The sequence below is a fragment of the Paraburkholderia sp. RL18-101-BIB-B genome (assembly GCF_046026985.1).
In the GTDB taxonomy this organism is placed as follows: domain Bacteria; phylum Pseudomonadota; class Gammaproteobacteria; order Burkholderiales; family Burkholderiaceae; genus Paraburkholderia.
On the sequence record NZ_JARESV010000010.1, the window covers coordinates 18,767 to 38,756 of the forward strand.

17 protein-coding genes are annotated in these 19,990 nt (G+C 61.7%); 6 read left to right on the forward strand and 11 right to left on the reverse strand.

Features of this window, described 5'->3' with window-relative positions:
- The first annotated feature begins 71 nt into the window (after positions 1 to 71).
- From P0D73_RS16830 to P0D73_RS16845, 4 genes are read left to right on the forward strand one after another with little or no spacing between them, the layout of a single operon-like run.
- Positions 72 to 1,856: a gamma-glutamyltransferase family protein gene (locus tag P0D73_RS16830; protein WP_408285376.1), complete on the forward strand. Its 1,785-nt coding sequence runs from the start codon at positions 72 to 74 to the stop codon at positions 1,854 to 1,856.
- Between the two features lie 48 nt (positions 1,857 to 1,904).
- On the forward strand, positions 1,905 to 3,317 hold the full coding sequence (locus P0D73_RS16835) for an MFS transporter (protein WP_408432160.1): 1,413 nt from the start codon (positions 1,905 to 1,907) through the stop codon (positions 3,315 to 3,317).
- 32 nt (positions 3,318 to 3,349) lie between these two features.
- Complete coding sequence (locus P0D73_RS16840) at positions 3,350 to 3,904, forward strand: GAF domain-containing protein (protein ID WP_408432162.1); 555 nt, start codon at positions 3,350 to 3,352, stop codon at positions 3,902 to 3,904.
- A 1-nt stretch (position 3,905) separates the two neighbouring features.
- On the forward strand, positions 3,906 to 5,174 hold the full coding sequence (locus tag P0D73_RS16845; protein ID WP_408432164.1) for an MFS transporter: 1,269 nt from the start codon (positions 3,906 to 3,908) through the stop codon (positions 5,172 to 5,174).
- Between the two features lie 28 nt (positions 5,175 to 5,202).
- Here the strand turns inward: P0D73_RS16845 and P0D73_RS16850 are convergent, their stop codons facing one another.
- The gene (locus tag P0D73_RS16850; protein WP_408314970.1) at positions 5,203 to 6,183 is read right to left on the reverse strand and encodes an LLM class oxidoreductase; all 981 of its coding nucleotides are present in this window, start codon (positions 6,181 to 6,183) and stop codon (positions 5,203 to 5,205) included.
- Between the two features lie 45 nt (positions 6,184 to 6,228).
- A complete protein-coding gene (locus P0D73_RS16855; protein ID WP_408432166.1) occupies positions 6,229 to 8,610 on the reverse strand; it encodes a DNA polymerase II in 2,382 nt (793 codons plus the stop codon).
- A 230-nt stretch (positions 8,611 to 8,840) separates the two neighbouring features.
- Between P0D73_RS16855 and P0D73_RS16860 the strand changes: the two genes are divergently transcribed.
- The gene (locus tag P0D73_RS16860) at positions 8,841 to 9,266 is read left to right on the forward strand and encodes a PRC-barrel domain-containing protein (protein WP_012426540.1); all 426 of its coding nucleotides are present in this window, start codon (positions 8,841 to 8,843) and stop codon (positions 9,264 to 9,266) included.
- 196 nt (positions 9,267 to 9,462) lie between these two features.
- Here P0D73_RS16860 and P0D73_RS16865 read toward each other — a convergent pair whose 3' ends face one another.
- Together P0D73_RS16865 and P0D73_RS16870 are read right to left on the reverse strand one after the other, a co-directional pair.
- Positions 9,463 to 10,473, reverse strand: a complete 1,011-nt coding sequence (locus P0D73_RS16865; protein WP_132377578.1) for a DUF2891 domain-containing protein — start codon at positions 10,471 to 10,473, stop codon at positions 9,463 to 9,465.
- A 10-nt stretch (positions 10,474 to 10,483) separates the two neighbouring features.
- Positions 10,484 to 10,762 (reverse strand): 5-oxoproline transporter, DUF979 family subunit, encoded by a 279-nt coding sequence (locus P0D73_RS16870; RefSeq protein WP_408432168.1) that lies wholly within the window; start codon positions 10,760 to 10,762, stop codon positions 10,484 to 10,486.
- On the opposite strand from P0D73_RS16870, the gene P0D73_RS16875 reads away from it, so the two are divergent.
- Positions 10,761 to 11,246: a hypothetical protein gene (locus P0D73_RS16875; RefSeq protein ID WP_494478259.1), complete on the forward strand. Its 486-nt coding sequence runs from the start codon at positions 10,761 to 10,763 to the stop codon at positions 11,244 to 11,246. The two genes, P0D73_RS16870 and P0D73_RS16875, sit on opposite strands and share 2 nt — an antisense overlap.
- Positions 11,247 to 11,293: 47 nt before the next feature.
- On the opposite strand, the gene P0D73_RS16880 is transcribed toward P0D73_RS16875, so the two are convergent.
- The 7 genes from P0D73_RS16880 to P0D73_RS16910 form a co-directional block, all read right to left on the reverse strand.
- A complete protein-coding gene (locus P0D73_RS16880; RefSeq protein WP_408178204.1) occupies positions 11,294 to 12,634 on the reverse strand; it encodes an NAD(P)/FAD-dependent oxidoreductase in 1,341 nt (446 codons plus the stop codon).
- The gene (locus P0D73_RS16885; RefSeq protein ID WP_408178203.1) at positions 12,634 to 13,926 is read right to left on the reverse strand and encodes an NAD(P)/FAD-dependent oxidoreductase; all 1,293 of its coding nucleotides are present in this window, start codon (positions 13,924 to 13,926) and stop codon (positions 12,634 to 12,636) included. Before P0D73_RS16885 ends, P0D73_RS16880 begins: the two co-directional genes overlap by 1 nt.
- Positions 13,927 to 13,998: 72 nt before the next feature.
- Positions 13,999 to 15,570 carry a DUF3138 family protein gene (locus P0D73_RS16890; protein ID WP_408432171.1) on the reverse strand — a complete coding sequence of 524 codons (1,572 nt, stop codon included), beginning with the start codon at positions 15,568 to 15,570 and terminating at the stop codon, positions 13,999 to 14,001.
- 38 nt (positions 15,571 to 15,608) lie between these two features.
- Positions 15,609 to 16,520, reverse strand: coding sequence for an ABC transporter permease subunit (locus tag P0D73_RS16895; protein ID WP_408178201.1), 912 nt, complete (start codon positions 16,518 to 16,520; stop codon positions 15,609 to 15,611).
- A complete protein-coding gene (locus P0D73_RS16900; RefSeq protein WP_408432173.1) occupies positions 16,517 to 17,491 on the reverse strand; it encodes an ABC transporter permease subunit in 975 nt (324 codons plus the stop codon). Before P0D73_RS16900 ends, P0D73_RS16895 begins: the two co-directional genes overlap by 4 nt.
- Entirely contained in the window at positions 17,488 to 18,651 is a 1,164-nt protein-coding gene (locus P0D73_RS16905) for an ABC transporter ATP-binding protein (protein WP_408432175.1), read from the reverse strand. Before P0D73_RS16905 ends, P0D73_RS16900 begins: the two co-directional genes overlap by 4 nt.
- A gap of 214 nt (positions 18,652 to 18,865) precedes the next feature.
- Positions 18,866 to 19,987 (reverse strand): polyamine ABC transporter substrate-binding protein, encoded by a 1,122-nt coding sequence (locus tag P0D73_RS16910; RefSeq protein WP_132377569.1) that lies wholly within the window; start codon positions 19,985 to 19,987, stop codon positions 18,866 to 18,868.
- Positions 19,988 to 19,990: the final 3 nt, after the last annotated feature.

The following is a 19,990-nucleotide window of genomic DNA, read 5'->3' on the forward strand; positions in this document are numbered from 1 at the left end:
ACCTTTATCTAATTCGTACCTATGGTGATTGGTTCAGCTGCCAGTCGCCCGCGATCGCAAAGGAGCAGCGCATGTCGTTCACAACCCGCCCGGAACTGATCGGCACATTCGGCATGGTGGCCTCCACGCACTGGCTCGCCAGCGCGTCGGCCATGGCCGTGCTCGAGAAAGGCGGTAACGCATTCGATGCAGCGGCCGCCGCCGGTTTTGTTTTGCAGATCGTCGAGCCGCATCTGAACGGTCCGGGCGGCGAACTCCCGGTGGTGTTCTACAGCGCGCGCGAAGATCGCGTGCGCGTGCTTTGCGGGCAGGGCGTGACGCCCGCGGCCATGACCATCGAGCGCATGCGGAAGTTAGGGCTGGAAGTGGTTCCGGGTACGGGATTGTTGCCTGCCGTGGTGCCCGGTGCATTCGGCGCCTGGATGGCCATGCTGCGCGATTACGGCCAGTTGCCGCTCGAGGACGTGTTGAGTTACGCGATCGGTTATGCGGAAAACGGCTATCCGGTGCTGCCGCGCATGACTTCGTCGATCCTCGCCATCAAGGATTTCTTCCGGACCGAGTGGCCGACTTCGGCCGAGCAATGGCTGCGCGACGGCGACGCACCGATGCCAAACCAGCTGTTCGCCAATCCGGCCATTGCCAACACGTACAAGCGCATTCTGCGAGAAGCGAACACCCGGCGTGACCGCGGCGAACAGTGCGAACGCGCCCGCGAGGTCTTTTATCGCGGCTTCGTGGCTGACGCCATTGACCAGTACTTTGGTTCGACCGCCGTTCTCGATACGTCGGGTCAGCGCAACCGCGGCCTGCTCGACGCCGGCGATCTCGCGCGCTGGGAACCGTCCTATGAGGACCCCGTTTCATACGACTATGGGGATCTGCGCGTCCACAAGACCGGTCCGTGGGGCCAGGGGCCGATGTTCCTGCAGCAGCTCGCGCTGCTCAAGGGCTTCGATCTCGCGGCGATGGACCCGATGGGCCCGGATTTCGTCCATACGATCATCGAATGCTCGAAGCTCGCGTTCGCCGATCGCGATGTGTTCTACGGCGACCCTGCGTTCGCGCACGTGCCGATGGATGTGCTGCTGAGCGACGCCTACAACAACGAGCGTCGTCGGCTGATCGACCCGCGCCGGGCGTCACTCGAATTCCGTCCCGGCACGCTGGGCGACAGCGAGCAGCGTGCTGCGCGCATCATGGCATTGGCCGGCAAGGAACAGTCCGGCGGTTTCGGCCAGGGCGAACCGACGTTCGCTCCGTTACCTGAACTGCGAGGCGATACGGTTCATCTCGATGTCGTCGACCGTTGGGGCAACATGGTGTCGGCCACGCCTTCGGGTGGCTGGCTGCAAGCGTCGCCGGCGGTGCCCGGTCTCGGCTTCAATGTCACCACGCGCGCGCAGATGTTCTGGATGGAAGAGGGTCTGCCTTCGTCGCTCGGGCCGGGGCGCCGTCCGCGCACGACGCTATCGCCGACGCTGGTTACTCGCGCAGGCAAGCCCTACGCGGCGTTCGGCACGCCCGGTGGCGACCAGCAGGATCAATGGTCGCTCCAGCTATTCCTCAAACACGTGCACGCCGGCATGAACTTTCAGGCCGCCGCGGATTCGCCCTCGTTCCAGACGGCGCACTTTCCGGGTTCGTTCTATCCGCGCGCGATGCATCTCGGCAAGATGTCCGCCGAGTCCCGTTTTCCGGAAAGCACCCTCGCCGAGTTGCGCGCGCGTGGGCACGACCTGACCGTGGCCGAACCGTGGGCGCTGGGGCGGGTCTGCGCGGTCGGGATCAGAAACGGTCTGATGCGTGGCGCCGCGACGCCTCGCCAGATGCAGGCCTATGCGGTCGGGCGATAACGTCGGCATTGCGGACCTCGTGTCCATTCCTCCTGGGAGAAAGTTACCGTGTCTGCCATAGCCGCTCGTCTTGAACGACTTCCGTTGTCGGGCTTTCATCGGAAACTCCTGCTCATCGGTGGCTTGGGGTATCTGTTCGATGGACTCGATTCATCGTCGCTCGCGTTCCTGCTGCCGGTCGTGAGCAAGCTATGGCACCTGACGAGCGCCGAGACCGGGCTCGTCGCGAGCAGCACCTATATCGGTTACTTCTTCGGGGCCTTTCTGTCAGGCGTATTCGCCGATTTGATCGGCCGTCGCCGAATCATGATGACGGCGCTGGCAATCTACTGTGTCGCGTCGCTCGCGAGTGCCACTGCTACGGACTGGCACACGTTCTTCGCGTTGCGCATCGTCGCGGGATTTGGGTCCGGCGCGGAGACGGTGGTGATCGCGCCATTCCTTGCGGAATTCGTGCCGCGTCGTTACAGGGGCATGTTTTGCGGCGCGCTGGTCGGCTTCATGTCGTTCGGTTATCTGAGTTCATCCATCCTCGGCTTCGTCGTGGTGCGAAATTTTGTCGATGGCTGGCGCTACCTGGCCGTGGTGACTTCGTTGCCCGTCGTGATGCTGCTCTGGTGGCGCAGGACGCTGCCTGAGTCGCCGCGATGGCTCGAGAGCCAGGGGCGAACGGATGAAGCGAACAGCATCGTGAGCACGATCGAGGCATGGTTTGCCGGTAAAGGCATTCATCTTCCGCCTGCCGCCGCCGCCGGCATGATTCCCGCATCGGCGCGTGCGAGCGGTAGCGCGTTGCAGAACGTGCTGACGTTGTGGTCGCCGCGACTCGCGCGCACCACGGCGGTAAGCTGGCTGATGTGGTTCTCGGTTGCATTCGCGTACTACTCGTTCTTCTCCTGGATTCCGAGCTTGCTCCTCAAGGAGGGGCTCACCATGACGAAGAGCTTCGGCTATTCCATCGCGATCTATGGGGCGCAGATTCCGGGATATTTTTCGGCCGCATGGCTCAATGAACGGATCGGCCGGAAGGCCGTGGTCGCATCGTACATGTTGTTGGGAGGTATCGCGGCGATCGCGCTTGCGTTCTCTCACACCGGAATCGGGATCATGGTCGCGGGCATATGCCTGTCGTTCTTCATGAACGGTGCATTCGCAGGCGTGTATGCGTACACCCCCGAAGTATTCCCGACCGCGGTGCGCACCACCGGCACCGGATCGTCTTCATCGTTCGGCCGCATCGGCTCGGTGAGCGCACCCATTCTGGTCGGCCTCGTCTATCCCGTGCTCGGATTCCTCGGCGTGTTCGCCATGACCACGACGGTTCTGCTCATCGGGGCGTGTGTGGTTTTCTTCCTGGGTATCGAGACTCGCAACCGCTCGCTCGAAGACATCGAGGCCGAGGAACTCGGGCGCACGCAGGATGTTCGAGGCCCGCTCAATTCCACTGAACTACACGGCTGAACGCCGTGATTTGCCAACTTCCCGTACAGACTATGCAAGGCAACCGGATCGAAACTGCGCCGCCAGTTCCGCAAGCGCTGGACATTTCGAACCTTGAGCATCTCGCGAAGGCCATGCGGCTCAAGGGTCAGCCGATGGCGATTTTCCGCGCCGTTCACGAGGTGGCGGCAAGCGCAATCGGCTTTAGCCTGTTCACGATCATGTCCTACGATGCGCGAAACCAGGAGGTGGAACGCGTCTATACGAACATGCCCGACGTCTATCCGGTTGGTGGACGCAAGAAAAAACAGGGCACTGCGTGGGCCAGACAGATACTGCACGATCTCAAGCCATTTCGTGCGGAGACGCCGCAAGGCATTCGCGAAGCGTTCGACGATCACACCGTGATGACCAATATGGGCCTCGGATCGATCCTGAACATCCCGATCGCGTACGACGGCGTGTGCATCGGCACCATGAACCTGACGCATCAGGAGAGGTGGTACACGACGAGGCATGAAGAGTTGGGATTGCTGATCGGTTCCTTCCTGGCGCCCGCTCTCATTTCGCGCAATACGATATCCGCCAGCAGCTTGACTCCTCTCTGACATGACCACTACCCATCGTGTTGCAACCGCGTCATCGGTGAGCCAAGCGTCCGTATCGCAAGGCCGCTGGCTGCTCGTTTTCATCCTCGGCTATCTTGCGCTCATGGCCGATGGGGCCGACGTCATGATGTACGGCCTCACGCTGACGCGAATCAAGGACGACTTCGGGCTGAGCAATGTCCAGGCGGGAGCACTGGGCAGCCTGACGTTGTTGGGCATGGCCGTCGGCGGGATTCTCGGCGGCTGGGCGAGTGACCGCATAGGGCGGGTGAGGGTGGTGGTCTGGGCGCTCGCCCTCTTTTCGCTCGGTGCGGGGCTGCTCGGGCTCACGCACAGCTTTCTGGAATTCGCGATCGTCCGCTTCATCAGTTCGTTGGGCATCGGCTCTATGGTGCTGGTCACGACGCTGGTTGCCGAATACGTGCCCACGGAACGGCGCTCGCTGATTCTCGGCGCATTGCAGACCGGCATTTCGGCCGGCTACATCGTCGTGATTGCGCTGAGCAGCTGGATATTGCCGCACTACGGCTGGCGCACGCTCTACTACGTGTCGGCGTTGCCCGTGGTGTTTGCCCTGGCGATCAAGTTCGCGGTCCCCGAGCCGGCTAGCTGGCAGGCGAGCCACGCCGTCGAGCGCACGAGCCAACGTCGATGGCGCGGCAGCCGTTACCACGTGATTTTCAGCAATCGACAGACACGAACCCTGTTTATCCTGTGGACCCTGACCTCGGTATTCATTCTTTCCGGGTTCTATGGCCTGAATAACTGGCTACCGACGTACCTCGAAAAAGAGCTGCATATCAAGTTCAGCGCGCTGACCGGGTACATGATCGGCACTTACGTCGTCGCCTTCGTCGGCAAGATTTTCGCCGGCTGGCTGGGCGACCGCTGGAGCCGGCGTGGTGTGTATATTTTCGGCTGCGTGGGCGCCGCGCTTTTTCTGCCGGTGATCGTCTTCTGGCATACGCGAGAGAACATTGCCGTTCTCATGCTTTTCTTCGGTTTTCTATACGGCGTACCGCTGGGCACGATCGGCACTTTCATGTCCGAGAGTTTCGCCACTTCGATCCGCGGCACTGCTGTGGGCGGCTCCTACAACCTGGGCCGTTTCTGCTCGGGCGCGGCGCCTATCGTCATCGGCTTCCTGGCCACACAGTTCTCCATCGGTCTGGGCTTCCTTGTGGTCGGCGCGGTGTTCTTCCTGAGCGGCGTGACCGCGGTGTTCATCCCGGACCGCCTGTACGACACGGACCGTCCGTCCACGCCGTGAGTCGGAGCGGGTGTGCGCAACGCGCTTTCTATTTCTCTTGATGAAACCGCGGCAACACCTCATCGGCGAGTTCATTGATGACCTCGGCGACGGGACGCTCCGACGACAGATTGAACGTCACGTGATGTGTCCCGTCCGCGCGTAGCGCTTTGAGTATGTCGATCAACCCATGCCGGCCGGTCCGGTAGCCGAGCGACACGGCCTGAGCCGGCTCATGCGGATCGCTGCTGAGTTCGAGCCGCATCGCGACACCGAACGCGCGAAAGGCCTCGGGCGCCACGCGTTCGACGGCGGCGCGCCACATGCTGTAACGGGCGCGCTGCGCGTCGGGTTCGCGATGATAGGTCATCCACCCCAGCGAATGGCGCGCGATCCAGTCGACGCTCTGACCGCCCGAACCGACGGCAAGCAGCGGCACTGCGTGCGAATTCTCGGGCAGCAGCTGAAAGGTCGGCGCGCCCTCAGGCGTGCGATCGGGAATCACGCGCGACGGTTCGCCGAGCGCGGCGGCAACCGTCTCCCAGTGACTGCGATACAGTTCGCGCCGCTCGTCGGAATCGCGCCCGAATGCGGCATATTCCGGTGGGCGGTCGCCTGAACCCAGACCCAGAATGAAGCGTCCATGGCTGAGCGTATCGACGGACAGCGCCGCTTTGGCGATATGCAGCGGATGACGCAGCGTGAGCACGATGGCCCCGCTCACGAGCGCGATATGCCGTGTGTTCGCGGCGAGCGCGCCGAGCAACACCCACGGGTCGAGGTGGCCGACGGGGTCCGGGTAGTCCGCGCTGTTCAATGGGACGTCGCGTATCCAGAGTGCGCGAAAGCCGCGTTCGTCGGCAAGCCGTGCGAGCGCCAGTTGCTCGTCGAAATCGGCCACGATCGTGCCGGCGCGCAGCATCGGCAGGGTGAGTCCGAGACTGAGCGCACCGTGTGAAAACACGCGATTTGCGGTGGTTTGCGCCTGATCTTTCAGCTCGTCTGCTGCGTTCAAATTCGACTCGTTCATGCGTGACCTGTGCGTTGCGTCGATACGCTCGATGCTAGCACTGCCTCAGAACAACTGCTTCTGGCCTGACATCAAGGTCGTGAAGTCGTCGCGCAGCAGCGGCAGAATAGCGTCGGCGACGGGCTGCAATTGCCGCGTCAGATAGTGCTCGTAATCGATTGCCGAGCGCAGCGTTTCCAGCGGCTCGGGTCCGGCAACCGTCATCACATAGCTGATCCAGCCGCCGTTCTGGTATTGCAGCGGGCGCCCTTGCCGCCGATTGAACTCGTCCGCCACACGCGCCGCGCGCACATGCGGCGGCACGTTGCGCTCGTATTCTTCCAGCGGCCGGCGCAGGCGCTTGCGATACACGAGCTGATCGTCGAGCTTGCCTTCGAGCATGTCGCGCACATAGTCGCGCACATAGTCCTGATACGGTTGCTGCGTGAAGATGCGCCGGTACAGTTCCTGTTGAAACTGCTGCGCAAGCGGCGTCCAGTCCGTGCGTACCGTTTCGAGTCCTTTGTAGACGATGTCCTCGCTGCCGTCCGGCAAAACGGTGAGGCCCGCATAGCGTTTCTTGCTGCCTTCCTCGGCGCCGCGAATCGTCGGCATGAAGAAGCGCCGATAGTGGCGCTCGAATTGCAGTTCGAGCGCACTGTCGAGCCCGAACCGCTCCTGCAGATTCTGCCGCCACCACGCGTTGATATGCTCGACCAGCGCGCGGCCGATACGGCTCGCATCTTGCTCGCTGTGCGCATGCTTCAGCCACACGAAGGTCGAATCCGTGTCGCCATAAATGACCTCGTAGCCTTCGCCCTGAATCAGTTCGCGCGTGGCATGCATGATTTCGTGGCCGCGCATGGTGATCGACGACGCGAGGCGTGGATCGAAAAAGCGGCAACCGGTCGATCCCAATACGCCGTAAAAGGCGTTCATGATGATCTTCAATGCCTGCGAAAGCGGCTTGTTGTTCTCGCGTTTGGCCGTTTCGCGGCCTTGCCAGACTTGCCCGACGATCGACGGCAAACAATGGCGCGTGCGTGAGAAGCGCGCACCGAGAAAGCCCGGCACCGACTGATCGTCGGCGGGATTCAGCATGCCTTCGACGAGGCCGACCGGATCGATGAGAAAGGTGCGAATGATGGACGGATACAGGCTCTTATAGTCAAGCACGAGCACCGAATCGTAGAGACCGGGGCGCGAGTCCATGACGAAGCCACCAGGACTCGCGGCACCGGCCACATCGCCGAGGTTGGGCGCGACATAGCCTTGCCGATGCATGCGCGGCATGTACAGATGCGTGAACGCCGCCACCGATCCGCCGCTGCGATCCGCTGGCAAACCGGTGACGCTCGCACGTTCCAGCAGGAACGGCAGCAACTCCGTTTTGGCGAAGATGCGCGTGACCAGCTCGCAGTCCTTGAGGTTGTAGCGCGCGAGCGCGGGCTTGTCCTCGTCGAAGCGGCGCTGGATTTCGTCCATGCGCTGATACGGATTGTCGATCGCCTTGCCTTCGCCTAGCACCGTGCGCGAGACATGTTCGAGACTGAACGAAGGGAAACTCCACGTCGCGGAGCGCAACGCTTCGATGCCGTCGATGATCAACCGTCCGGCGGCGCCGGCGAAGAAGTGGTTCTGCTTGAGTCCGTGCTCGCGCCATTCCATCACCGCACCGCCACGGCCGAGCCGCAGCGGCACGCGATATTGTTCGGCATGCTGCTGCAGCACACGCAGATCGAACTGCACCAGATTCCAGCCGATGATCGCATCGGGATCATGCCGCTCCAGCCACACGTTCAGTTTTTCCAGCAACTGTGCGCGGGTTTCACAGTATTCGAGGTCGAAGTCGAGCGAGCTCGCGTCGCCGTTGGGCGGTCCGAGCATATACACCTGGCGCTGTCCGCAACCTTCCAGCGCGATGGAATACAACTCGGCGTGAGCGCTGGTTTCGATATCGAGCGACACCAGCTTCAAGGGCGGACGATAGCCAGTGACGGGCTTGAGTTCGCTGTTCAGGAGCGGGCCGCGGTGGCCGGTGCTCTGTGTGTCGCTGTCGCCGCTGAACCACACCGGCGCCGTAATGAAGCGCTCCATCATGTAGCGCTCGGGCGGAAAGATATCGGCTTCGTAGACGTCGACGCCGCCTTGTTTCAGGCGTTTCTCGAAGCCCGTCAATTGCCGGTACTGCGGGCAGTAAAGTCCCATGACCGGTCGATGCTGAAAGTCGCATAGATCGAGCGTTCGTAGATCGAGCGGCGCTTCGCGGCGCAGGATCGTCTCGGCGCGCTCGCGATGTTCGGCGGGAATGAACGCCACCGAAGGTTGAGGGCGCAGGCGGACGTGCCGGGGCCCGCTGTCCGTTGCCAGCCAGAAATCGACCTCCGTGCCGGCGGGCGTGTCCCGCCAATGTCGGGTCAAAATGAAACCCTGTTCAAGCTCAGTCAAACTGCCACCTCTAAAACCGGCGTGATCGCCTTGCGCGATTTTACCGCCATGCGCCGCAGGCCGTGACGCCATCCCCGAGCGTTACCGCGCAGGCTCGATGCGGTGCCCGCGTGCGGCCTTCCTGCACGCTGGATGCAGCCGTGCCGCGCAGTCTGTATGATCGTGGTGCAGCGATTCCTTTCGGCGCACGCCATGCGCCGGCCAAGTCTACTAAGAGTGGAGTGAACGATATGACATTGGGCAAACTTGTTGTTGTCGTCGCAGTAGCTGCAACCAGCCTCGGTGCACAGGCGCAAGTCGCCGGCACGCAACCGCTGAGCGTCACGGTCGAGCAGTCGAATGCACTGCTGAGCGGCTGGAGTGTGAAGAAGAGCATTCTCGGCAAATCGGTATACAACGACCAGAACGCGAAAATCGGCACGGTCCGCGATCTGGTGATCGCGCCGGACGGCTCGCTGTCCGCAGCCATCGTCTCAGCTGGCGGTTTCCTGGGCGTAGCGTCGCACGACGTGGCGGTGCCCATCGCCGCGCTGGACATCCGCGAGGGGAATTTCTATCTGGCCGGCGCCACCAAGGACGCACTGAAGGCGACGCCCGAGTTCCAGTACAACAAGGTCCAGGCGCCGCCGAAGCCTAAAAAGCTGACCGGGCAGTAAATCCTGGAAGCCGGCGCGGTCGCCGGCTGAGCCGCAGGAAGCGGCTCTGGATCGACGCAATCATGGAAAAGCGGCGCTCGCCGCGCGAATCGGTTGGTGGGAGAAACCGTTTCGCGTGTGCGGCGCCGCTTTCGTATATTCAGCGGACCATGCCGCTGAGTTGAGTTCGATTCTAAGCCCTGAATCAGGCCTTTATTCAGGCTTCCAATGCAAGCGTGGCGAATGTGCCCAGCCAGTGCTCACCCATATAGTCACCGGCCACGTGCGGCAGCGCGGTTTGCAGATGCCGCTCGGCTGCATCGAACAATACCGTCCGGCGAATATCGCCTGCGGGCAGTGCGCGCGCCAGCGAACGCTGGCACCATGCGCGGCTGAGATTGAGGCCGTCGAGGTGGGCGATCTTGCCGTCGGTGCGATCCGTCACGGTAACGGGCTCGAACAGCGTGGCGGGCTTTTTCACGCCGAGATCCGGCAGAAAGCGGCCGAACCAGTCGACGAATTGCGCGGGCGGCAAGATGCGGCGCATCAACTCGGCTTCCATGAGTGAAGGCGAGAGGAATTCGTCACCGGCAGGTTCCCATGCCTGACACGCGACGTCGTTCACAAACCAGCGTTCCGCGGTATTCACGACCAGCGCTTCCAGCGAATCACGCGACGTTTGCCGTGCAAAATCCAGCGTCAGCGCCAACGCGAAGGCCATGTTGAAGTGCGTGCCCACGCGCAGCGGGTAGGTTGCTTTCGGCAGGAATTCCTCGAAACGTTCGACAAACGCCTTGGTGAGCGGCGCAAAGGTCTTCGACCAGCGCGCTGCTTCCGAGAGCTTCAGCGAATTGAGTTGCGCGCTCAGCGCGAGCAGCCAGGCCCAGCCATACGGACGCTCGAAACCGCGGTTGTGCGGCAGATCGAGATACGCAAGTTCTCCGGCCACGTTCGCCGCGGTGAAATGCTCGTCGACCACCGCGACGATGCGGGCCGCTTCAGGCAAATCGGGAAAGCGCTCGAGTAGATGCAGAATCAACCAGTAGCCGTGCACGCACGAATGCCAGTCGTAGCTGCCGTAAAAGATCGGATGCAGCGCACGCGGACCCTGCACGTCTTGCGGTCCGGCGAGCGAATGCGTCAGCTTGTTCGGGTATTCGCGCGTGAGATGGGCGAGCGCGAGGTTGGCGAATTTTGATGCGAATTGGCGAGTGAGTTGAATGGTCATCGGCGCCTCCTCAAAAGCGGAATACACATAGATGTAACAGTATGCTGTTGAGGATCAACAATAGTAAAGCGGTTGGCTTTTGTGACTTGATTATGCCGTTCGGATCTTTCAGCTTCTGCAGCGCAAACGGCACGATAGCAGAGCGCGTGATTCCGGCGAGATCGGAGGGTAAATACTTGAAAACAGCGGTTTTCTGGTAATCTGACGGCCGGCTTTCTATCCAATAATACCCGCCGCATATTCTGAGCGGGCCTTGATGCGCGATCGAGGTTATAAACGAGGTTTCCATGCGAGTCAGCTCTACTTCAGCGACCACCGATACCCCCGTTCCTTACTCGTGGGACCCGAAAAAGGACAGCGCTGATAGCACGCCCGACGTCGAAAGCCTGAAGAAGCAGATGGAAGCGCTCAGCAAACAGCTGCAAGAGGCGTGGAAAACGGCGGGGCAGTCGCCGGAGAATCATGCGCGCGTCATGATGCTCACCAGCCAGATTACTGCCTTGCAGCGGGACATCACGCAGATCACGAATACGGGCGCTTCCTCGGCGTCGGCGGCTACGGCCCATGCGGAGATGCTTCGAACGGTTGCCGCAGCTGAAGCCACCTCCAAACAGTCGGGTGCTGTGGAATCCGGTGCTGCGGCCGGAGACGCGACTCAAGCGGCGAATAGTCAGGCGGTGCTCAATGCGTCCGCATCCGACTCGTCGGCGCAAAACGGTTCAGCACCGTTCCGCTTCGACCACACGGGGACTAACATCGACACGGTTGCGTAGCAGCCGTTTACTTGGGGCGGCGGACCGCCCCCACCATGCGACGAGGCCTAAAACAACTCCAGAATCCGGTGATACATCATCCCGAGTTCTAGCGCCGGCCCCCGCAACGCCGGCCCGCCCGGAAAGCGCGCGTGCCGCAACTGCGCGAACAGATCGAAGGCTGCCGTCTCACCCGCCATCGCTTTGGCAACCACGCGCCCGGCAATACCGGTCAACGCGACGCCATGCCCCGAGAACCCTTGCACATAGAAGTAATTCGGATCGATCGACCCGAAATCGGGCGCGCGATTACGCGTCACGTCGACAAAGCCACCCCATGCATAGTCGATTCTCACATCGCCGAGTTGCGGGAACACGCCGATCATGCGCTGGCGAATCTCTTCGCCAAGCTGCACGGGTGAAGCGCCGGTCGAACTCGCCCGCCCGCCGAACAGCACGCGATGGTCGGCCGACAAACGGAAATAGTCGAGGAAGAAGTTGTTGTCGCAAATCGCCTCGCGCCCTTTGATCAGCGCATCCGCGCGCTCTTTGCCGAGCGGTTCGGTTGCAACGATATACGACGCGATCGGCGCGATGCGCGCGGCCACCGGCGCGGGCAGCACGTCACCGATCGTGGCGTTGCCGCACGCCGCGACAAAACGGCAGCGCACTTCACCGCGAGCAGTCCGTACGACAGGCCGAGTACCGCGCACGACCTCGATCACCGGCGAATGCGCGAACAGTTGCGCGCCCTCGCGGCGTGCCGCCTCCGCGAGACCGAGGCAGTATTTGAGCGGATGCAGATGGCCGGAAAACGGATCGTAGACCCCGGCCAGGTAGCGCTTCGAAGCGACGCGTGAACGGACCTCATCGGTATCGAGCCACGAGAGTTTCGTATAGCCCCAGCGTTGCGAAGCCGCTTCCATCCACGAACGCAAATCGGGCACGCGTTTCGGTTTGGTGGCAACCGTCAGATAGCCGGACGTGAAATCGCAGTCGATGCTGTAGCGTTCGATGCGCTCGCGCACCAGCGCCACGCCTTCCACCGACATCGCCCACGCGGCGCGCGCGCCGTCGAGACCGAGCTGGCGCTCCATGATCTCGTCTTTCGCGAAACCCACCAGCGTCTGCCCGCCGTTGCGGCCCGACGCGCCCCAGCCGGGACGATGCGCATCGAGCACGACCACCGACAAACCGCGCGCCCGGCACTCCAGCGCCACCGACAAACCGGAGAAGCCCGCGCCGATCACGCACACGTCGGCTTCCAGCGAGCCGTCGAGCGTGGGGTCGTCGGCGAGCGGACGGGCGGCGCTCGCTTCGTAGTAGGAGTTGGCGATCAGCGCATCGGCACGGCGGTCGAGCGTGTTAAGCGCGTTAAGTGTGTTGAGGCCGGGAGTCGGAGCGTTCATCAAAGCAGGTCCTTCATTCGATACCAGGCCATCGCGAGTACGAGGGCAGGGGTGCGCAGTGTAGCGCCGCCGGGGAAGTCGCGGTGACGAATCTTGCCGAACAGATCGAAGCGCGACGCCTGGCCGTCGATCGCCTCGGCGATCAGCTTACCCGCGAGACCGGTGGTATTCACGCCGTGCCCCGAGAAGCCTTGCGCGAAATACACGGTCGGCGAGAGCCGGCCGAAATGCGGCGCGCGGTTCATGGTGATATCGACGAAACCGCCCCACGCATAGTCGATTTTGACATCGTCGAGTTGCGGGAACGTTTTCAGCATGTCGCGGCGCATCGCTTCGCCGAGATTGCGCGGCGCGAGTTTCGAATAACTCACCTTGCCGCCCCACAGCAAGCGGTTATCGGGCGCGGGGCGGAAGTAGTCGAGCACGAAGCGGCTGTCGCACACGGCGGCTTTGGCGGGCATCAGCGCTTCGGCGCGATCGGGATCGAGCGGTTCGGTGGCGATCACGTAGGTGCCGACCGGCATGATCTTGTTCGCCACGTCCGGTGCGAGCTGTCCGAGGTACGTGTTGCAGGCGAGCACGACGAAGCGCGCCCGCACCTGGCCGCGCGCGGTTTCGGCGACATGCCGGCCGTTTTCTTCACGCAAGGACGTGACGCAACTGTCTTCGAAAATCCGCACGCCGGCCTCGCGCGCCGCGCGCGCCAGACCCAGCGTGTAATTCAACGGATGCAGATGGCCACTGTCCGCGTCGAACAGGCCGCCCAGATAGCGCTGTGACTGCACATAGTTGCCCACGCTGTCGGCGTCGACGTAACTGAAGCGGTCGTAGCCAAAGCGCTGTTGCGCTTCGTCACGCCATTTTTGCAGCGCGTCGGTATCGCGCGGTTTATTCGCCGCGGTCAGATAGCCGATAGTCAGATCGCAGTCGATCTGATGCCTGGCGACGCGTTCCTTGACGATGTCGAGGGTTTCGATCCCCATGTCCCAAACACGCTTCACGTCGTCCGCGGGCATGTACTTCGCGAACGTGTCGATGTCGCACGCAAAGCCGCCGATCAACTGGCCGCCGTTGCGGCCGCTCGCCGCCCATCCGACTTTCGATGCTTCGAGCACCGCGACCGAATGGCCGCGTTCGGCAAGATTGAGCGCCGCGGAAATGCCGGTCAGTCCAGCGCCGATCACGCAAACGTCGACGGTAATCGTTTCGTCGAGCGCGGGATGGCGGGTGGTGTCGTTGGCGGTCGCGGCGTAGTACGAGGCGACGTGAGGCTGGTTCGAGAATCGGAGCATAGGCAGAGCATGCGGAAAGAGCCTGTGCGCGTGGCCTTTTTCGACAGCAAGGCCACGCGCCGGCAAGTCGGATTAGAACGAGTAGATGAACTGGGTCGCGAGCAGGTCGTTGGACTTGCCATACGAACCGTCGTTCTTCAGGAACACCTGCTTGTTGGCCCAGTCGTGGCGGTATTCCACCTTGACCGTGATCTGCTGGGTCGGATAGAACAGCAGGTCGAGCGAAACGTCCTGGCGGGTCGCTCCCTTGCATTCGAAGCCGAGGCCACCGTTCGCCTGCGAATTGGCGAGACAGTCCGCGCCGATACCGAAGCCGTTCGCCGTGTCCATGCCGTTGCCGTTCAGCGCGATGCCACCGCCGCCGCCGCCGTTCTTGCTGTCGACCAGCAGGTCATAACGCACGGTCGCGCCCATACGGCCCACCACCGGCAGATTGAACTTGCGGTGCGCGAGCAGCGACAGGCCATACCACTGTGCCTGGCCGCCGTTGTACGCGGCGTTCTGCTGTTGACCGTAGTCGAGTTCGGCGTTGTACTGCACGTCGGCGAGCGTGTAGGTCAGGTCGGCTTCGGTGAAGAAGAACGTGCCGCCCGAGCTCGGCGACTGGCCGCCTACGCCGTAGCTGACCGCGCCGTTCGCGTCGATCGAGCTAGGCAAGGTCTGACGGCCGATGTTGAACGAGCCGCCGATATCCAGTGCGCTCGACCACGTGTAGTCGGTACGTGCGGTGAAGGTCGGGATCTTGTTGCTGGTCGTGATCGGATCGCCCAGTGCGTTGGTGCCCGTCTGCGTGACTGCGCCGAACGTGCGGTACTGTTCGTTGCCGAGGAAGAACTTCCACGCCCAGTTGCCGGCGGTATAGTTCGCGCCGATCCCGACATAGCTGCCCGGATCCGAGAAGTCATACAGCAGGTTGTGCGTGAGCGTGAGCATCTGATTTGACTGCTGCACTTCATAGCCGCCGAAACTCGGGATCAAACCGGCCACGAGTGTCGTGGTCGCCGTCAACGGCACATTGACCACGGCCGTGTTCAGGATGTTGTTGCCGATATCGCCGTGCGAGTTCTGCAGCAGCGTAATGCCGTTGCCGCGGTTCGGCATCAAGGTGATCTCGGCCGACGGCGCCATCGGGCCGACACCGAAGGTCTTCTTGATATCGAGGTACAGATCGCCGAACGTGCTGTTGAAGTAGTTGTAGCTGCTTTCGTGGTTCGCGAACAGGAACGACGAGCTGCTCTGCGCACGGTTGTAGAGGTAGGTCGGATCGATATAGCCCGTCACCGACAAACCGGCGATCGGTCCGGTCTGCGCCGCGTCTTCGAGCGAATCGACCTTCAACTGCTGATTGGCGATCTGTTGCTTCATCGCCGTCACGTCGTCGTTGGTCAGCGTCGCCTGAGCCTTGCCGTAATCAGGCGACGAGACATCCACCGGCGCGGCCACCACCGCCGGGGCAGGGGCCGCAGTCGTCGCCGCGGTGGCTGCCTTCGGCTTGATGGCGACTTCGGCGCGCAACTGTTTCACCTCCTTTTGCAGTGCATTCAGTTGCGCCTGGAGCGCCTTGATCTGGTCGCTGGTGGCGTCCGCCATGGCTATGCCAGGCAGACTCCCCGCCACCAACAGACAGATAAGCTTCTTTCTCATTCAAATTCTCCTTATTGGTCGTATTGCGAAAGGACTTCTTATGCGCGTGCCGTATCGAGCGACTTTCGTACGGCGGCTTGTTGTGGTGCCGCGGGCAAGGGGTCGGCGGCTTCGGCGAGTGCGAAAGCCATTTGCATGTCGCGGTTGCGCTTGCGTTCGCGCAACTGCATCCAGCGGTTCACGGCAATCACGCCGATCGTCACCGTGGTGATGAAGATCGTGGCGAGCGCATTCATTTCCGGATTCAGGCCGAGACGCACACGCGAGAACACCACGAGCGGCAGCGTGGTCGAGCCGGGACCGGAGAGGAACGCGGAGAGCACGAGGTCGTCGAAAGACAGCGTGAACGACAGCAGCCACCCCGACATCAGCGCCTGCGAGATCAGCGGCAGGGTGATCAGGAAGAACACTTTGAAGGGCGTGGCGCCGAGATCGAGCGCGGCTTCTTCGAGCGACTTGTTGAGCTCCTTCACACGCGATTGCACGATGATCGCCACATACGACACGCACAGCATCACGTGGCCGATCCAGATCGTGAAGAGCCCGCGCCCCTTCGGCCAGCCGAGCATCTGTTCGAGCGCGACGAACAGCAGCAGCAGCGAGATGCCTTGAATCACTTCAGGAATCACGAGCGGCGCGTTGATCATGCCGGCGAACAGCGTGAAGCCGCGAAAGCGTCCGAAGCGCGCCAGCACGAAACCGGCCCACGTACCGATCACAACCGAGGCGCACGCGGTCAACAGACCGATCTTCAACGAGAGCCATGCGGCGTTCAGCAATTCGCCGTCTTGCAACAGCGCGCCATACCATTTGAGCGAGAAGCCGGACCACACCGTGACGAGCTTCGACTCGTTGAACGAATACACCACCAGGCTGATGATCGGAATGTAGAGAAACAGAAATCCGAACGTCAGCACGCTATTGGAAAGCGTCTTATTAGGCTTGATCATTTCGCGCCCTCCAGTTCCTTGACCTGGTAGTACTGGAACACGGCCATCGGCACGAGCAGCAGTAGCACCATCGCGACGGTGACGGCGGATGCCATCGGCCAGTCCATATCGTTGAAGAATTCATCCCACATCACGCGGCCGATCATCAGCGTGTCGGCGCCGCCGAGCAGTTCCGGAATCACGTATTCGCCGACCGCCGGAATGAACACCAGCAGACTGCCGGCGATAATGCCGTTCTTGGAGAGCGGCAACGTGATGCGCGTGAACGCGGTCCACGGTTTGCAACCGAGGTCGTAAGCGGCTTCGAGCAGCGTCAGGTCCATCTTCACGAGGTGCGCATACAGCGGCATCACCATGAAGGGCAGGTACGAATAGACCATGCCGATATAGACGCCAATATCCGTGTGGTAGAGGCGCAACGGCGAATGAATCATGCCGATCGCCATCAGCGTGTGATTGAGCAGGCCGTCGTCCTTCAGGATGCCGATCCACGCGTAGACGCGAATCAGGAAGGACGTCCAGAACGGCAGCATCACACCCATCATCAACAGGTTGCGTTTGGTCGGCTCCGAGCGCGCGATGTAGTACGCAATCGGATAGCCGATCAGCAGACAGAAGAAGGTCGAGACCGCGGCCATCTTCAGCGAGCTGAGATACGTGGCGACGTACAGGTCGTCCTGCAGCAGGAACGCGTAGTGGCTGAGTTGCATGGCGAAATGCACCATGCCGTCCTTGATCGTCACGAGATCCGTGTACGGCGGAATGCCGAGACGCAGATCGGCGAAACTGATCTTCAGCACCAGCACGAACGGCAACGCGAAGAACACGGTGAGCCAGAGGAACGGCACGCCGATCACGGTCGTGCGGCCCGTCGGTACCAGCATCGACAGGCGTTTTTTCAGCGAGCCGAACAGGCGGCTGCCGGACGGCGCACCGAGCGCCGCGGGGGAGGAGGTAGTGGGATTGCTCATTGCGTCAGCACCACGCCGCTAGCCGGCGACCAGTAGACGAACACGTCGTCGTTATAGGAGGGCGCACCTTCGGCCATCAGGTGCGAGCTGGAGAGATTCGACACGACGGTCTTGCCGCTTGGCAGGCGCACGTGATACAGCGAATAGCTGCCCATGTACGCGACATCGGAAACCACGCCGCGCGCCCAGTTATGCGGCGTCGACGGTTTGTCGAGCGATACCTTGATGCGCTCCGGACGCACCGAAATGCCCACCGGCATACCGAGCGGCCCGGTAATGCCGTGGCTCACGTAGATATGCGATTCGAGGTCTTCGCTTTCAACGAAAATGTGATCCGGTTCGTCCGCGACCACCGTGCCTTCGAACAGGTTGGTCGAGCCGATGAATTCGGCGGAGAAGCGGCTATTCGGAAACTCATAGACCTGGCTCGGCGAGCCGATCTGCACGATGCGGCCTTCGCTCATCACGGCTAGGCGCCCGGCCATCGTCATGGCTTCCTCCTGATCGTGCGTGACCATTACGCAGGTCACGTCGACCTTCTCGATGATGTTCACGAGCTCGAGCTGGGTCTTCTGGCGGATCTTTTTATCGAGTGCCGACATCGGCTCGTCGAGCAGCAGCAGCTTGGGGCGCTTGACGAGCGAACGCGCGAGCGCCACACGCTGCTGCTGGCCGCCTGACAGTTGGTGCGGCTTACGCTGCGCGTATTTGCTCATCTGCACGAGATTGAGCGCATCGGCGACGCGTTCCTTGATCTCGTTCTTCGGCGTGCCTTCCTGCTTCAGGCCGAAGGCGATGTTCGCTTCCACGCTCATGTGCGGGAAGAGGGCGTACGACTGGAACATCATGTTGACCGGCCGCTTGTACGGCGGCATCGCAGCGAGATCTTCGCCGTCGACGAAAATGCGCCCGGAGGTCACCGTCTCTAGCCCCGCGAGCATGCGCAGGAGCGTGGACTTGCCGCAGCCGGAACTGCCGAGCAGCGCGAACAACTCGTTCTTGCCGATGCTCAGGTTGACGTTGTCGACAGCGGTGCTGTCGCCGAATTTCTTCACGACATTTTCAATGCGAACGAATTCGTCCGATTTCGATTTTGTCGTCACTGCGGGGCGGGCCATCTGGGTGGCGCCGGCTGCGCTTTTTGAGGTCGTCGAGTTCATGATGTAACCATTCCTTGCGGATCGCGGGCGCAAGTGTCTCCATACGAGGCGCGGGAAGCGTCTCGCAACGTGCGCTGCGATCGGAAAACATGGGACTGCGCGCGAATGGGACTTTAAAAAAAGCGCGCAGGCTGACTACCGTTACTGCTATTCATGCGCTCAGGGTTCGAGCGATCCCTGAGCGCGGGATCAATAATCGATTTGAATGACTGGATTAATGGCCGGTTTTAAGCTGCGCCCAAAGACGGTTTTCAAGGCGCAGAATGTCGGTCGGCATCGGCTTCATGAGCGTCATCTTGCTCAACACTTCATCGCCCGGATAAACGGTCTTGTCCTGTGCGACAGCCGGCGTCACGAACTGACGTGCGGCCTTGTTCGCGGTTGGGTAGAACACTTCGTTGGTGATCGCGGCGTTGACCTTCGGGTCCGAGATGTAGTTGATCCACTTCAACGCGGCTTCAGGATGCGGTGCGTCCTTTGGGATCACCATCACGTCGAACCACAGCAGGCCGCCTTCCTTCACATTCGAGAACTTGATCTGATACGAGCGCTTGGCTTCTTCGGTGCGGCGGCTGGCAATGCCGACGTCGCCCGACCAGCCCAGCGCGACGCACACGTCGTTATTGGCGAGGTCGTTGATGTAGCCGGACGAATTGAATTGGGTGATATACGGGCGGATCTTTTTCAGCACTTCGAACGCGGCCTGATAGTCGGCGGGGTTCGTACTGTTCGGATCCTTGTGCATGTATTGCAGCGTGGCGGCGAACACGTCGACGGCCTGATCGAGGATCGAAACGCCGCAGCCTTTCAGCTTGGAGAGATTGGCCGGATCGAAAACCAGTGCCCAGCTATCCACCGGTGCATTGGCGCCGAGCGCTTTCTGCACGGCCTGCACGTTGTAACCGATGCCGTCCGTACCGTATGCCCAGGGCACGCCGTACTGGTTGCCCGGGTCCGCGTCGGCAATCATCTTCATCAGCACGGGGTCGAGATTCGCGAGGTTCGGCAACTTCGATTTGTCGAGCTTCTGGTACACGCCGGCCTGAATCTGCTTGGCCATGTAGTTCGAGGTCGGCACCACGATGTCGTAGCCCGAGCTGCCGGCGAGCAGCTTGGCCTGCAAGGTGTCGTCGCTATCGTAGTTGTCGTATTTGACCTTGATGCCGTCCTGCTTTTCGAAGTTCGGAATCGTATCCTTCGCGATGTAGTCCGACCAGTTATACACATTCAGTTCCGTGTCGGCCGCAAGGGCCGGCGTAACCGACAGCGCCGCAAAACCCGTGAAGGCGAGAAGCGCGGCCCCCGCGACCGCATGACGAAGATGACTAACGCTCATGGT